The sequence below is a fragment of the Sphingomonas sp. Leaf21 genome, from assembly GCF_916858675.1.
In the GTDB taxonomy this organism is placed as follows: Bacteria; Pseudomonadota; Alphaproteobacteria; order Sphingomonadales; family Sphingomonadaceae; genus Sphingomonas.
Genome location: NZ_CAKASM010000001.1, coordinates 344,930 through 358,906, shown reverse-complemented (window position 1 = coordinate 358,906; position 13,977 = coordinate 344,930). Strand labels below are relative to the sequence as shown.

At 67.5% G+C, this 13,977-nt stretch carries 11 protein-coding genes and 1 pseudogene; 8 read left to right on the top strand and 4 right to left on the bottom strand.

Annotation, left to right across the window (positions count from 1 at the left end):
• Window positions 1-175 precede the first annotated feature (175 nt).
• The gene (locus LRP66_RS01605) at window positions 176-343 is read left to right on the top strand and encodes a hypothetical protein (RefSeq protein WP_230480745.1); all 168 of its coding nucleotides are present in this window, start codon (window positions 176-178) and stop codon (window positions 341-343) included.
• A 285-nt stretch (window positions 344-628) separates the two neighbouring features.
• A complete protein-coding gene (locus tag LRP66_RS01600) occupies window positions 629-1,108 on the top strand; it encodes a cupin domain-containing protein (RefSeq protein ID WP_230480744.1) in 480 nt (159 codons plus the stop codon).
• A gap of 12 nt (window positions 1,109-1,120) precedes the next feature.
• Here LRP66_RS01600 and LRP66_RS01595 read toward each other — a convergent pair whose 3' ends face one another.
• The gene (locus LRP66_RS01595; RefSeq protein WP_230480743.1) at window positions 1,121-2,056 is read right to left on the bottom strand and encodes an alpha/beta hydrolase; all 936 of its coding nucleotides are present in this window, start codon (window positions 2,054-2,056) and stop codon (window positions 1,121-1,123) included.
• A gap of 208 nt (window positions 2,057-2,264) precedes the next feature.
• Between LRP66_RS01595 and LRP66_RS01590 the strand changes: the two genes are divergently transcribed.
• Window positions 2,265-2,639, top strand: a complete 375-nt coding sequence (locus tag LRP66_RS01590; protein ID WP_230480742.1) for a Dabb family protein — start codon at window positions 2,265-2,267, stop codon at window positions 2,637-2,639.
• Between the two features lie 68 nt (window positions 2,640-2,707).
• Here LRP66_RS01590 and LRP66_RS01585 read toward each other — a convergent pair.
• Window positions 2,708-3,733, bottom strand: a pseudogene (locus LRP66_RS01585) (glycoside hydrolase family 43 protein); the annotation flags it as partial.
• 188 nt (window positions 3,734-3,921) lie between these two features.
• Here LRP66_RS01585 and LRP66_RS01580 point away from each other — a divergent pair.
• The 5 genes from LRP66_RS01580 to LRP66_RS01560 are packed head-to-tail and all read left to right on the top strand — an operon-like array spanning window position 3,922 to window position 8,863.
• Window positions 3,922-4,374: a MarR family winged helix-turn-helix transcriptional regulator gene (locus LRP66_RS01580; RefSeq protein ID WP_230480741.1), complete on the top strand. Its 453-nt coding sequence runs from the start codon at window positions 3,922-3,924 to the stop codon at window positions 4,372-4,374.
• Window positions 4,371-6,323: an FUSC family protein gene (locus tag LRP66_RS01575; RefSeq protein ID WP_230480740.1), complete on the top strand. Its 1,953-nt coding sequence runs from the start codon at window positions 4,371-4,373 to the stop codon at window positions 6,321-6,323. The genes LRP66_RS01580 and LRP66_RS01575 overlap by 4 nt, the downstream gene beginning before the upstream one ends.
• The gene (locus LRP66_RS01570) at window positions 6,320-6,547 is read left to right on the top strand and encodes a DUF1656 domain-containing protein (RefSeq protein ID WP_230480739.1); all 228 of its coding nucleotides are present in this window, start codon (window positions 6,320-6,322) and stop codon (window positions 6,545-6,547) included. The genes LRP66_RS01575 and LRP66_RS01570 overlap by 4 nt, the downstream gene beginning before the upstream one ends.
• 7 nt (window positions 6,548-6,554) lie before the next feature.
• The gene (locus LRP66_RS01565; RefSeq protein ID WP_230480738.1) at window positions 6,555-7,442 is read left to right on the top strand and encodes an efflux RND transporter periplasmic adaptor subunit; all 888 of its coding nucleotides are present in this window, start codon (window positions 6,555-6,557) and stop codon (window positions 7,440-7,442) included.
• Entirely contained in the window at window positions 7,439-8,863 is a 1,425-nt protein-coding gene (locus tag LRP66_RS01560) for an efflux transporter outer membrane subunit (protein WP_230480737.1), read from the top strand. Before LRP66_RS01565 ends, LRP66_RS01560 begins: the two co-directional genes overlap by 4 nt.
• A 15-nt stretch (window positions 8,864-8,878) precedes the next feature.
• Here LRP66_RS01560 and LRP66_RS01555 read toward each other — a convergent pair whose 3' ends face one another.
• Together LRP66_RS01555 and LRP66_RS01550 are read right to left on the bottom strand one after the other, a co-directional pair.
• Window positions 8,879-11,524, bottom strand: a complete 2,646-nt coding sequence (locus LRP66_RS01555; RefSeq protein ID WP_230480736.1) for an ATP-binding protein — start codon at window positions 11,522-11,524, stop codon at window positions 8,879-8,881.
• A gap of 72 nt (window positions 11,525-11,596) precedes the next feature.
• Window positions 11,597-13,969, bottom strand: coding sequence for a DUF5703 domain-containing protein (locus LRP66_RS01550; protein ID WP_230480735.1), 2,373 nt, complete (start codon window positions 13,967-13,969; stop codon window positions 11,597-11,599).
• Window positions 13,970-13,977: the final 8 nt, after the last annotated feature.

The window sequence follows — 13,977 nt, the reverse complement described above, 5'->3', positions numbered from 1 at the left end:
GGGGCTCGGACAATAGAATGGGTTAACGCAGGTTTAACTCATGCGCTTCGGGCATGGCGTCGACGCTCGAAGCCGATCCGAAATGGGATGACAGGTGTCGCGAATATCGGCTTCTCGTCATCTCGGCTTCAGCTAAACGCCTGTACGAAAATCATATTCGATATGGAGTAGATTGATGTCGAACGATCCGGAGCAGGCGCCGCTCGACTCGGCCTCCGCGTTGCTGCGGGAGGCGCTGCGGCTGTTGGACGACCAGGGGCTGGCCGTCGCCGCGGCGCAGCTGGATGGCGTGATCCAGATGGTTGAAGCCGCCTCGCTGCGCGATGCACAGGTCGTTCGCTGACACGCGTATTCGTAGCGGTCATGCCCGACGTCGATATTCCAACGGATTGACGATCTTAGTGACATGACTTGGCAAGCGGTTGCCGCTAGAGCTGACGACACCCGGTCGACCGACCGGGCGGACAGCAGGTCGCATCGCTTTCCGTCACGCGTGACGTGCGGCGGTGCGACTTGGTCGGCCAGCGGTGTCTGTCGACCGAACGCTGATCGCGCGATTTCCGATGCTTAGCTTGCGATGCTCGCCTGCGGATGCGACACCTGCCTGATAATATCAGGGGAGGTCATGATGCGCGTATCCGTTCGCAAGATTGCCGCGGCGTTGGTGCTCGGCGGGTTGTTGCCGCTAGGCGCGGCCATGGCGCAGACCGACTTCGCCAGCGCGACCGAGGTCAGGGCGCAGATCGCGGCGATGCTTTCCGAAATGAAGCCGGGGCAGGGCTTCATGTGGCGGCCATTGGTGCGCGACGGTGCCCGGGTGGCTGCGATCGAAATCTGGAAGAAGCCCGGTCGTCCGGCGGTCCACCCGGCCGAGGCCGAATATGCGATCGTGCTCGAGGGGCATGGCGAGTTGCTGTCCGGTGGAACATTGGTCGCGCCCGAGAAGCGCAGCGAGGGACTGATCGAGGGGACGGAGATCAGCGGAGGGACGAAACGCACCTTGGCACCGGGTGACGTGTTGCTCGTCCCTGCAGGCGTGCCGCACTGGTTCGGGATCACCGGTGAGCGTCTGGTGCTGCTCGGCACGAAGATGCCCGCTGGCCGATAGCCGCTTCGTCGATCAGCGGGACGCCGCCTGATCGCGCCAGATCCAGCGCAGCACCTGGGGCAGGATCGCGCCGCCGTCCGCGTCGGAATGGCCGCCCTCTGTCCAAACATGATCGATGTCGTAGCGTGGTCCGGGCCGCCGCTCGGCATCGGCATGCGCGTTCGCCCACTCCAGCGCCTTCAGCATCTGCTGGTTCGCCAGGAACCAGTTGCCATGCTCGTTGTCTAGGTCGCTGCGGCCATCCTGCAGGAAGATGCGGAGCGGCCGGATCGCCGACTTGCGGATCAGGCCGGGATAGGTGTCGCCGCCATAGGCCAGCGGCGAGCCGTCGGGGCCCAGCCTCAGGCCGATCGACGTATAGCTGCCGATGAAACTGACGACGTTGCCGAAAGCCTCCGGATGACGCCATGCCACGGTCCAGGACGCGATCGCTCCGCTCGACGTGCCGCCGATCGCGCGACGGCGCGGATCGCTCGCGAAGCGCCAGCGGCGGGCGACGGCTGGCAGCAATTCCTGCAAGGTCAGGCGTGAATAGTCGTCGGACAGCGAGTCGTATTCCTCGACCCGGTGGTCGGGATTGTCCATGCCCAGCGTGTCCGGATAGCGCGCGGCACGGTGGCCCGGCGTCACGAACACACCCAGGGTCGACGGGATGGCATGGCGGCGGATCAGATCGTCGAGGATCGCGGGCAGGCGCAGCGAGCCACCGGGATTGACCGCGCGCTGGCCGTCCTGGAACAGTAGCAGGTTCGGCGGCCGGTTCGGATCGTAATCGCCCGGGACATAGACCCAGTAACGACGCACCGTGCCAGGATAGACGCGCGAGTGAAGCTCGAACGGGCCCTCAAGATGGACCGACGCAACAGTCGGCGTCGATGGCGCGGCGGTGGATCGGGCCGTGCCGAAGGCGGCCAACCCCGCCAATATGCCGACGATCAGCCTTCGCATCCGCCATTCCCCTCCGGTCGTGCGGGCGAGCCTCATGTCTTCGCCCGATGTGCCTGATAACGCGGATGGAGTGCGTGTCGCTATGTCCGATTGGCTTTGTGCCCGATCGCATTCGTTTGTGGTGCTTGACCGCCTCCACCAAAGCGCACCACGGTGGGTGGAGACAGGAAGCGGGGGAGCCGGGATGGAACCGAACAGGAGGAACGTCGTGTCGGGAGTCGCATTGGCCGCGGGCGCGGCCGTCACGCCGGGGCGGGCCGATGCCAGGCCGGCTGGCAACGTCCGGCATCAGGTCTTCTTCTGGCTGAAGCGGCCGGGTCATGTCGGCGACCGGGACGCCCTGGTCGCGGGGCTCAAGACGCTGTCCGTCATCCCTCAGATCCGCGAACTTCACGTCGGCGTACCGGCGGGCACGGAGCAGCGCGATGTGGTCGACGCCAGCTTCGACGTATCGGAATTGATGGTGTTCGACACGCTGGCCGATCAGAAATCCTATCAGGACCATCCCGCGCACCACGCCTTCGTCGCGGCGTGTTCGCCGCTATGGGCCAGGGTCGTGGTGTATGACAGCGTCCCCGCCTGACCGGTCGAGGCGCGGTTGCTCGGGGTGATTTGTCCGAGCAACCGCGCGGATGTTCTTCACAGGCGTCGAAGCGGGCCGTTGGCGACGGGCTCGCCGAAATCGGGCGATCCGTCGGCGCGGTAGCGGAAATACTGCATCCGCGTATCGCGATTGGGATCGAACAGCGGATCACCCTTGATCTCGGCATAGTCGCGCGCGTGATAGACCAGGATATCCCGGCCGCGCTCGTCGACGGTGAAGCTGTTGTGGCCCGGGCCGAACACCTTGTGCGCGACCGAGGTCTTGAACACCGGCTGTGGCGATTTGGACCAGTTGGCCGCCTTCATCAAATCGGCTCCGGCGTCACAGGTCAGCATCCCCATGCAATAGCGCGCGTCGGTGGCGCTCGCCGAATAGGTCATGAAAAGCTTGCCGTTGCGCGCGAGCAGGGCGGGGGCCTCGTTGACCTTGAACCCCTCGATCTCCCAGGGGAGCGTCGGCACCGACAGGCGGACGGGCTTTGCCGCCAGGGTCAGCGCCGATTTGAGCGGCGCGAGATAGAGGTTGGAGTTGGTGTCGATCCCCGGCTCGCGCTGCGCCCAGGCGAGATAGCGCTGTCCCCGATGGACGAAGCTGGTGGAATCGAGGTTGAAGCTGTCCCATTCGGTCTGAAGCTGGCCGAGGACCGACCAATTGCCCGTCATCGGATCGGGGCCGTCGCACTGAACGGCGTAGGTCCGGATGCGGAAGACATCCTCGCCGCCGCCGCTGGGGCCCGCCGCGAAATACATGACCCAGCGGTCGTCGACGAGATGCATCTCGGGCGCCCAGATGAAGCCCGACATCGGGCCGCTGGGCAAGTGACGCCACAAGATCCGTTCGGCTGCGGTCGACAGGCCTTCGAGCGTCTTCGAGCGGCGGAGCACCAGCCGGTCATATTCCGGCACCGAGCCGGTCATGTAATACCAGCCGTCGCTATGTCGGAAGACCTGTGCGTCGGCGCGCTGACGGACGACGGGGTTGATGATCGTCGCGTTCGCGGCGGCCCGACCGATGGCGGGGAGCGCCAGCGCGGCGCCTGCGCCGGTCACGAAAGAACGTCGGGTCAGCATCATCCATCCTCCGCCACGGGCGCCCCCTTCGCTCTGGCAGGGACGTCCCATATTATTCCCGGCCTTGCTGGAGAAGGCCGGCGACCATGTCCTAGCCTATAACTCCGACATTTCAATGCGAAGTCTGTTGCGCCGACCGCCACGGGCAGAAGCATATTGCAATTAGATAGGTAGGCATCTAACCAAAGCGTGTGAATGATCCGATTGCCCTTCGCCGACATTTCTCCGCGCGGCTCGTGCCGATGGCGCGTGCCTATCGCCGTTACCTCGATCGGGGGCTCGCGGGGTTATCCCTGTCGCATACGGCGGCACTCGCGGTGATGCTGATCGGCCGGAGCGAGGAAGGGCTTCGTCAGGGGACCTTGGCCGACCAGCTTGGCGTCGAGGCCCCCTCGGTCGTGCCCGTCGTGGACCAGCTGGAGCGAAGCGGTCTGGTCGAGCGCCGGGTCGACGCCACCGACAAGCGCGCCCGGCTGCTGCACCTGACGAGCGAAGGCACCGCGCTGGCCGTCGAGGTCGAGGCACGGACGGCGTCGATCCGCGCGGAGTTGTTCGCCGGGATCGAGGATGCCGATCTGCAAGCGGCGAGCCGCGTCCTCGATAAACTCCATGCGGTCTTTGCACTGTCCGACGACCGGGAATGATCGCGCTGCCGCGGATCGGTCTTCGCGAGACGGTCTTCTCCCTCAATTGCTTCGCCGCCGCGATGCTGGCGCTCTTCATCTCCTTCTCGCTCGGGCTGGAGCGGCCCTTCTGGGCGATGGCGACGGTGTACATCACCAGCCAGCCGCTCAGCGGCGCGGTGCGGTCCAAGGCGGTGTTCCGTCTGGTCGGAACGGTCGTCGGCGGGCTGGTCACGGTGTTGCTGGTGCCGACACTGGTCAACGCGCCGGTCCTGCTGAGCATCGCGCTGGCGCTCTGGGTGGCGGGGTGCCAGTTCGTCTCGCTGCTCGACCGGACGCCTCGGTCCTATGTCTTCATGCTGGCAGGCTACACCGCCGCACTGATCGGCTTTCCCTCCGTCCTCCACCCCGAAGCGATCTTCGACACGGCGGTTTTGCGCGTTCAGGAGATCGGCATCGGCGTGCTCTGCGCCGCGATGATCCATTCCGTGGTGTGGCCGCGCAGTGTCGCCGGGGTCTACGGCGCGCGGGCCAAGCTGGTGCTGCGCCACGCCGAGACGTGGATCGCCGACATCCTCGTGGTCGAGGCGGTCGCGCGCACGACGCCGGAGCGTCGGCGCCTGGCCGCCGATGTCACCGACCTGCACGTGACCGCGACCCATATCCCGTTCGATACCGCCCGGATCCGCCCCACCCGGGGGCTGCTGACCGCGTTGCAGGATGTGCTGATGCAGCTGATCCCGCTCGTCTCGGCTCTGGAGGATCGTCTCCGCAGCCTCTCCGCCGATGGGCCGCTGGTCGACGAGGTCGCGACCTCGCTGGCGGAAGTCCGCGCATGGGTGGTGGATCCGTCCCTGCCGCGACCCCGCGTCACGCCATCGCCGGTCGCGGCCGACTGGCGGCGGCTGTTGACGCTGAACCTCGTGACCCGGCTCGACGAACTGGTCGACACGCTCGCCATCACCCGGGAGTTGGTGGCGGCGGTGGCCGATCCTGGCGGCGGGCGCCCCGCAGTCGCCGGGGGGCGGGGACGACCGCTGCACCGCGACTATGGGCTGGCGATCCTGTCCGCCACCGCGACGGTCCTGACGATCATCGGATGCTGCGCGGTCTGGATCGCTACGGGCTGGCCCGAAGGGGCGGTGGCGGCGATGATCGCGGCGGTGGTCTGCTGCTTCTTCGCGACGCTCGACGATCCGGTTCCCGCGCAGCGCGGCTTTCTGATCTGGACGGTCGCGTCGGTGCCTCTCGCCGCAATCTATCTGTTCGCGATCCTGCCCGCGATCGACGGCTTCGCGATGCTTTGCCTCGCACTTGCTCCGCCGTTGCTGGCGTTCGGCGCGGCGATGGCGGTTCCGGGCTGGTATGGCCGCATGATGCCGATGCTGATCGGCTTCGCGGGCGGGCTCGCGCTGACCAACGTCTACAGCGTCGACGCGGCCAGCTTCTTCAACAGCAACATCGCGCAGGTGATCGGGATCGCAGCGGCGATGACCATGACGCGGATGGTCCGGACGCTGGGAGCAGGCACCGCCATTCGGCGTCTCCGACGAGCGGGCTGGCGCGATCTGGCGGCACTTGCCGAGCGTCCGGCGCGGCTACCCCTGTGGCGGAGCCGGATGCTCGACCGCGTCGGCCTGCTCGCGGCACGGGTCGGCGAGGTCGAGGACGAGGATCGCGATGCCGCCGCCTCGGCCTTGCGGGAATTGCGGATCGGCCTTGGCCTGGCACAGATCACGGACGACCCCGACCATTCGGCGCTCCGCGCCGCCCTGGCCGACTGGTTCCGCCGTCTCGTGGCGGCGGGCGAGTCCGCGCCTCCCGCGACACTGCTGGCGGCCATCGATGAGGCTATCCGGATCGCGGTGACGCGAGACGCGGACAGGCCGACGCTCGCGGCGCTCGTGGGCTTGCGGCGCAGCGTCTTTCCGGCGGCGGCCGATTGGTCGGACGAGAGGCTCGCCGCATGACCGGGGATATCGATCTGGGCGGCGTCTTCGTCCATCCGTTGCTCATCGCGGCCTTGCTGGCGTTCGTCATGGCCGAGTTGATCGGCTGGGCCTTGTCCCGGTTCCGCCTGTACCGGTTCGTCTGGCATCGCGGACTGTTCGACGTGGCGCTGACCGTCATTCTCTGGGCTGGCCTGGCCGGCATCCTCACCGGCGGAAATCCCGCCTCGGCATTTTTCGGTTGAAATCCCTATGACCCTGCAACCCTCCCTGCGCGTCGGTGCGCGCGTCCTCGTGACGCTTGTCGTGGTGGCGCTGGCGCTTTTCGCCGCACGCCGCCTCTGGGCGCATTACGAGACGGAACCCTGGACCCGCGACGGCCGGGTGCGCGCCGATATCGTACAGGTCGCCCCCGACGTTTCGGGCCTGGTGACCGACGTACTCGTCCGCGATAACCAGCCGGTGACGATCGGCACGCCTCTGTTCCGCGTCGACACGCCCCGATATCGCCTTGCCGTCTCACAGGCGCAGGCGGCGGTCGCGTCGCAGGCGGCGCAGCTTGCCCAGGCCCGTCGCGAGGCGCAGCGCAACCGTGCGCTCGGCGACCTCGTCGCGGGCGAGGTGCGCGAGCAGGGGAACGCCAAGGTCGTACAACTTGCAGCGGCACTCGATCAGGCGCGCGTCGCCCTCGCCACCGCGCGGCTCAACCTGGCGCGGACCGAGGTTCGGGCCAGCGTCGCGGGCACCGTCAGCAACCTCGACCTCCGGCCGGGCGACTATGCCAGTGCGGGCCATCCCGAATTCGCGATCATCGATCGCGGCTCGGTGCACATCATCGGCTATTTCGAGGAAACCAAGTTGCCGCGCGTCCATGTCGGCGACTCGGTGCGGGTGCGGCTGATGGGCGATGACCGCGACATTACGGGGCATGTCCAGAGCATCGCTGGCGGCATCGAGGACCGCGACCGGAGCGCGGGCGCCAACCTGCTCGCCAACGTCAACCCGACCTTCAGCTGGGTTCGGCTGGCGCAACGTATCCCGGTGCGCGTCGCGATCGATCGCCTGCCCGCCGGTGAGACGCTGGTCGTAGGACGAACGGCGACGGTCGAGATACTTCCCCGCAAGGGAGCGACGGCATGACGCTCCGTCGCTCCGTCGCGCTATTGACCATCGGACTGCTGAGCGCCTGCACCACGGTCGGCCCAGACTATCGCCGCCCACAAAGCGCGGTGATCGAGAAGCCCAGCGCCACGGGCCCGTTCGTCGGCGGAGACGAAGCGGCCTTCGCCGCCCTCCAGCCGGTGCCCGATCACTGGTGGCAGCTCTATCAGGATCCCACGCTGGACCATCTGGTGGCGCAGGCGCTGGCCGCCAATACCGATCTTCGCATCGCGGCGGCGCATATCGCGCGGGCGCAGGCCTCGGTCAATCTGGTCGAGCAGGACCGCCGACCCCAGGCCAATCTGCAGGCCGCACCGGGCTATGGACAGCGGTCGGCCGAGGAGGAATTGCTGCCCGGCGCCGCTCTGCCCAGCAACTTCGTCTACTCGGCGACGGCTGGCATCTCCTATCAGCTCGACCTGGTGGGCCAGGTTCGCCGCGCGGTCGAGGCGGCGGACGCCGATCTCGCCGCGACGCGTGCCGCCTATGACAGCGTCCGGGTGACGGTGGCGGCGGATACGACGCGTGCCTATCTGGACGCCTGTTCGGCGGGGCGTGAAATCGGCGTGGCGGAACGCGCACTCGCGCTCCAGTCGCGAGCGACCGAGCTGACCCGGCGTCTCGTGCGCGGCGGGCGTGGTATCTCGCTCGATGCGACCCGCTCCTCGGCGCAGGAGGCGCAGGTTCGCGCGACCATGCCCGGCCTTCGGGCGGCGCGGCGTCTTGCGCTGTATCGCCTCGCGACGCTGACCGGGCGTCCGCCTGCCGAGTTCGACCGTGACGTGGCCGCCTGCACCATCGAGCCGCGCCTGACCAAACCCATCCCGATCGGCGACGGCGCGGCGCTGCTCCGTCGACGCCCCGATGTGCGAAGAGCCGAGCTGGAGTTGCGCGCGGCGACCGCCCGGATCGGGGTGGCGACGGCCGCCCTCTATCCCCAGGTCACGCTCGGCGCGTCGGTCGGGTCGGTCGGGCTGGCGGAGCGGGCCTTCTCGAGCGACACCTACAAATTCTCGCTCGGGCCGCTCATCAGTTGGCAATTTCCCAATCGCGGCCGGGTGCGGGCGCGGATCGCCGCCGCGCAGGCCGACAGCGATGCCGCATATGCCCGCTTTGACGGCACTGTCCTTGGCGCGCTTCGCGAAACCGAGAGTGCCTTGACCGTCTATGCGCGCGACCTCGATCGGATATCGGCGTTGCGCGAGGCGAGCAACCAGGCGGCCAAGGCCGCGCGGGACGCCGAGACGCTATTCCGGGCCGGTCGGACGGGCTTCCTGGCCGTCCTCGACGCGCAGCGGACCGCGATCGCGGCCGAGCAGACGCTCGCGGCTGCGCAATCCCGTGTGGCTGGGGATCAGGTCCAGCTCTTCCTCGCGCTCGGGGGTGGCTGGCAGGCGTGAGGGGCGGGGGCCCGATCAGTCGATATCGACCTCGGGCACAGCATAACGGCGCGCCGCAACGCCCCGCGCGTCGAGCGTGGCGAGGCTGGCCACCAGTTCCTCGTGGCGGAAGGGCTTGCTCAGCCGCGCCATGTCGGCGTCTATGCCATGCGTCTCCGCGTAACCGGACACGATCAGCGCCTTCAGTTCGGGCAGCCGAACGGCCAGCTCGCGGACGAGCTGTGCTCCGCTAGCCCCCGGCATCAGATGATCGGTGACCAGATAGTCCGGTCGAACACCGCCCTGTACCAGCGCCAGTGCCTCCGCGGCCGAATTCGCCTCCACCACCTGGTATCCCAGGTCGACGAGCATGTCGGCGGTGCTGTGGCGCACGAGATCCTCGTCATCGACCAACATCACGACCCCGCCCTGTGCGATTTTGGGCGCGGCGGTGGCGGCCTCGGCGATCGGAGCCACCGAGGCGTCGCTGAGCGGCAGCCATAGCACGATCCGGGTCCCGCGCCCGGTCGCGCTATCGATGGTCAATCCCCCGCCGAGCTGCCCGGCGAGGCCGTGCACCATCGACAGGCCCAGGCCGGTGCCCTTGCCGACGCCCTTGGTCGAGAAGAAGGGTTCGATCGCATGTTGCCGCGTCTCCTCGTCCATGCCGATCCCGGTATCGGCCACGCCGAGGCGGAGATAGGCACCGGGGGGAACGTCGCCCGCTTCGTTCGCCATCACGATGCGCTGATCGACCGTGATGGTCAGCTTGCCGCCTTCGGGCATCGCGTCCCGCGCATTCACGGCCAGATTGAGGAGCGCCATCTCGAGCTGATTGGCGTCCGCGCGGGCGGGCGGCAGGGCGGGCGCGAGATCGATCGTCACGCCGATCGTCGGGCCCAGCGTCGACTCGATCAGGTCCGACATGCCGAGTATCAGGCGCGACAGGTCGACCGCGGTGGGCTGAAGCGGCTGGCGACGGGCAAAGGCCAGCAGCCGCTGGACCAGCGTCTTGGCGCGCTCGGCGGATTGCAGCGCGCCGTCGATCAGGCGTCGCTCGCGCTCGTTGCCAATGCCCTTGCGCATCAACATGTCGAGCGAGCCGATGATCGGCGTCAGCAAATTGTTGAAATCATGCGCGACGCCGCCGGTCAGGCTGCCCATCGCCTCGACCTTCTGGCTCTGGCGGAGCGCCTCCTGCGCGAGTTCGAGTTCGGCGCGCGCCGCCATCGCCTCCGAGACGTCATTGGCCTGATGGAACGCGCCGATGACGCGACCGCTATCGTCGCGCAGCGGCGTATAGGCGATCTCCCAGGCGGGCGTGCCGAATTGCGGGCGGCCGAAGACTTCGGTCGCGGTGAAGCTTTCGCCGGTCAGCGCGCGCTGCATCAGGGCGCGCATGACGCTGCGCTGGGGCTCATCGAACTGGTTGGGAAAGACGTCGCCGACACGCGTCTCGAACCCGTTGACGCGCCGGAACTCGCTCTGGTGGGCGCGATTGAACGCGATCAGGCGGTAATCCGCGTCGAAGGCGCAGATCGGGGATGCGGTCGCCTCGACGATATCGTGATAGCGTTTCAGGTCTGCGGTGCGCTCGACAACCTGTTGTTCCAGCGTCGCCTTGAGATCGCGAAGGGCCGCTTCGGCGCGCGTGCGCTCGATGGCGATCTTGACCCGTTCGCCGACCTCCTGGACCAGATTCTCGTCTGCCGGATGCCAGCCGCGCGGGGTTGCGTTCTGGACCGCGAGCAGACCGACCCATTCGGCTTCCTGGAACAGCACGACGTCGATGAACGCGCCGACCTCGCGCGCCTGCAAACCCGCACGCGTGCCGTCGCTCAGCCGTTGGTCGCCGCCCACATCGCGCACGACGACCGGTGCCCCGTCACGATAGGCCGCCAGCAGGTCCGGGCCGAAGCTTTCCAGCGAATGGCGACCGACGATGGACGATACGCCGTGCGCATAATCCTGTTCGACCGTCATCCAGCCACGGGTTGTGATCTCGGCGTAGAAGACGCGGCTCGCCGCCATCTGCTCGCCAAGCTGTACGGCGGCGTGGGACATGATATCCTGCGGGCTGGACAGCGCGCGAAGATCGTCCGCGAGCGTCAGCAGAAAGGCGGAGCGGGCGGCCTCGACGGTGCGGGTGGTGGTCTCCCCCACGATGCAAAGCGCGCCCGCGAATTGCCCGGCCTCGTCGATGACGGGCGAATAGTCCAGGTCGAGCCAGGCTGGCTCGCATCGACCGTCGCGCGACAGCATGACCCGATGGTCGCGATGGCGGATCGCGCCGCCCGCCCGACATGTGGCGAGGACGTGCTCGTCAAAGGCGATGATCGCGGGATCGCCATCGCGGATCGGAGAGCCGAGCAGGCGAGGGTGATTGTCGCCCGCGATGGCAGCGAACGCGTCGTTGTAGAGCAGGATACCGTCATCGCCCCAGAGCAGGGCCATCGGGACGGACGATCGCAGCAGCGTCGCCATGGTCGCGGCGAGGCAGCCGTTCCATGTCGTGACGGGCCCGAGCGGCGTCGCCGACCCATGCTTTTGCCCGATCAGCGCGCCGCAGCTTCCGGCGTTGCGGAGGAACGGGGGAAGCGGATCCCGCGTCGAGGCCGCGTCATTCACACGCCCGATCCGCCCGAGATCGGGTAACGGTTCGGGGGTGCAAGCGGTCGCCATGCTACGCGCCTACTCTCTAATGATCGATCAAGTAAGTCAGATTCCGCGCCATCGATGGCCCGGAACGAACCGTCAGGCGTGCGGGGAGAGCCAGTCAGGCAGGACGATCCGGGATCGCTCGCCCGGGGGATCGACCGACAGGCTTACCAGAACGCCGCCACGCAACTCGGCCTCGATCCGGGTCGCGCCCGGCGCATGAAGGCGGAACGCGACGTCCCAGTCACGCGGCCATGCGGGAAACAGGTGGATGGCGTCGCCCGGGGTCTGCATCACCATCTCCTGCAGCCCGATCATGCCCGAGCCGCCCCAATTATGGTCCGGCGCCCAGTCATGCCCCGGGCCCCAGAAGGTCGGATAGCGCCGTGAGCTGTCGTCCATCTTCAACGCGGTCAGCCGGGCCGCCTCGTCGGTCAGGCCCAATCGCGCGCAGAAGATCGCATCCTGATGCCAGCTCTTAATGTCCTTCTGTGCGGGCGTGTCCACGCCGTGATGCCAGGTGTCGATCGCCAGTTGCAGGTCCGGCCTGCCGACGCCGAACTGGCCGTAGGGAAAGACGGGATAGAGTTGCGGTATCTCGACATTCTGGATGCGATCCCAGAGCGATGCGGGTGCGAGAACGCGCCGCCCGGCCATCTCGCGGGTCGGCAGCGCCGGGAGCGAGGCCTTCATCGCTTCATAGCGCGCACGCAGCGGAGGGTTCAGAAGCGCGCCCGGCAATGCGAGCAGCGCCGATAGAACGGCGTCAAGCGCCGCGATCGTCACCGCCGAGTCGAGTGCCGTCTTGTATGTCTCGCACGCGGTGCCGGGGAACAGCACGAGCTTGCCGTTCGCGTCGAGATCCTGCCCCGAGACGCGGCGATGCTCGGCCCGGTAATGCTGGTCGAAGAAGGTCAGGCAGCTGTCGATAAAGGCAAGGTCGCCGACGATGTCCGCGCCGGTGAACCGCCATGTCTCCAGCATCATCAGACAGAATTCGAGGACGGTGTCCCACAGGTAATCGACGAACGCGCTGTCCTCGACGCCGGGCAGCCGAGCCGCAGGTGTCTTCCAGTCACGGTTCCACCCCCATTCCTGACCACAGCACAGTCCGAAATTCTCGATCTGCTCGACGAAGCAAGCGCCACTATGCCCCCAGTAATGCCGGGTCCGAAGCTCGGCGGTGCGGCGCAGGCGTCGATAGAAATCAAGTTGCGGACGCATCAGGTCGGTGTCGCCGCTCTTGAGCATCGGCCAATGGACCAGACGCTGGTTCTGCGCGGTGAATTCGCCGCCGCCCCAGGCGCGGTAGTCGGGGGATAGCCGGATCGTGGGGTCGATGAATTCGGGATCGACCGTGAAGTTGCCGCCGTTGAACTTGGTCGGCCATTGCCCACGCGCGTTGGTGCCGAGTTGATGCCGGAAAAGCTGATAGTTGCGGCCGATCCGCCAAGGCTGGCTGTCGGGCCTGGCCTCGCCGGGCTGGATGATGATCCAGCTTCGGTCCCAATAGCCTTGCCACCACGCCTGGCTGCGGCGGCGGGAGACGTTCGCATCCGAATGTGCCGCGATCAGCCGGCGCAATCCCGCCATCCAGTCGTCATGGGTCGGGGTCTGCGCGATCGGGCAGAAGATCGCGACCGCGTGTCGCCGTCGCGGCCGCACGCTGGCGAGCCGCCATCCCCGATAATCCGTGCTGGCGTAGCGGCCCTCGGCGGAGCCCGCCGGGTTCAGGCCGGGCCCGCGCATCAGGGCACCGAAGCCGAGGCCCCGCAGAGGGTTCCACAGCTGATCCTTGACGGCATCCAGACCCTGCTGTGCGACGAGCATGTCGAACACCGTGCGATCACGATTGCGATGATGGCTCAGCACCCCGCCCACGGCAAAGTCGATCGCGTCGGCATATTGGCGCGGCGTTTCCGGCGCCCCGTCATAGGACCGGTGCATCGTCATTTCGGCCGGGCGATAATCGCGGTCCTCGGTTCGCCAGCTTTCCCACGTCGCGGTCAGGGCGACAGGCTGGTCGCTGGCGACGGCGACATGCACGACGGGGGCGTCCACATCCGCCCAGACGGTGACGGTCACCCCGCCGCAGGTCACCAGCATCTCCCCATCGATGAGGTTCAGCCGCTGCATGAACGGTGCGTCGGTCGTGAAGGGAGAGGGGGAGAGCGTCAGGCGGACCCGACCGAGCTTCAGATAGCTGTTGGTCTCATCGAATGCGCCGCTGCGCGTGACGTAGAAGAGCAGGTCCGCGCCTTCGACCCAGATATTCAGCCCTATGTCGCCCGCCCCGCAGGGCATCGACTCGCCCGCGTTGCGGCTGGGGCTGGTCCAGATCGGATCATAGGCGGCCAACCGGCGACGGGCCTCGCCGTGCGGCGGGGCCGCTGCCACGGCCGGACCCATCGGACCGATGGCGGCCGTCGCGGCAAGCTGTTTCAGCGTTCGGCGTTTGAAGCGATCCACGGGCCCAG

Bases quoted from the DNA above. Each gene is read 5' to 3' on its own strand.
- LRP66_RS01595 (WP_230480743.1), bottom strand. From the start codon at position 2,056: ATGCGAAGGCTGATCGTCGGCATATTGGCGGGGTTGGCCGCCTTCGGC.
- LRP66_RS01600 (WP_230480744.1), top strand. From the start codon at position 629: ATGCGCGTATCCGTTCGCAAGATTGCCGCGGCGTTGGTGCTCGGCGGG.
- LRP66_RS01570 (WP_230480739.1), top strand. From the start codon at position 6,320: ATGACCGGGGATATCGATCTGGGCGGCGTCTTCGTCCATCCGTTGCTC.
- LRP66_RS01560 (WP_230480737.1), top strand. From the start codon at position 7,439: ATGACGCTCCGTCGCTCCGTCGCGCTATTGACCATCGGACTGCTGAGC.
- LRP66_RS01575 (WP_230480740.1), top strand. From the start codon at position 4,371: ATGATCGCGCTGCCGCGGATCGGTCTTCGCGAGACGGTCTTCTCCCTC.
- LRP66_RS01555 (WP_230480736.1), bottom strand. From the start codon at position 11,524: ATGGCGACCGCTTGCACCCCCGAACCGTTACCCGATCTCGGGCGGATC.
- LRP66_RS01605 (WP_230480745.1), top strand. From the start codon at position 176: ATGTCGAACGATCCGGAGCAGGCGCCGCTCGACTCGGCCTCCGCGTTG.
- LRP66_RS01565 (WP_230480738.1), top strand. From the start codon at position 6,555: ATGACCCTGCAACCCTCCCTGCGCGTCGGTGCGCGCGTCCTCGTGACG.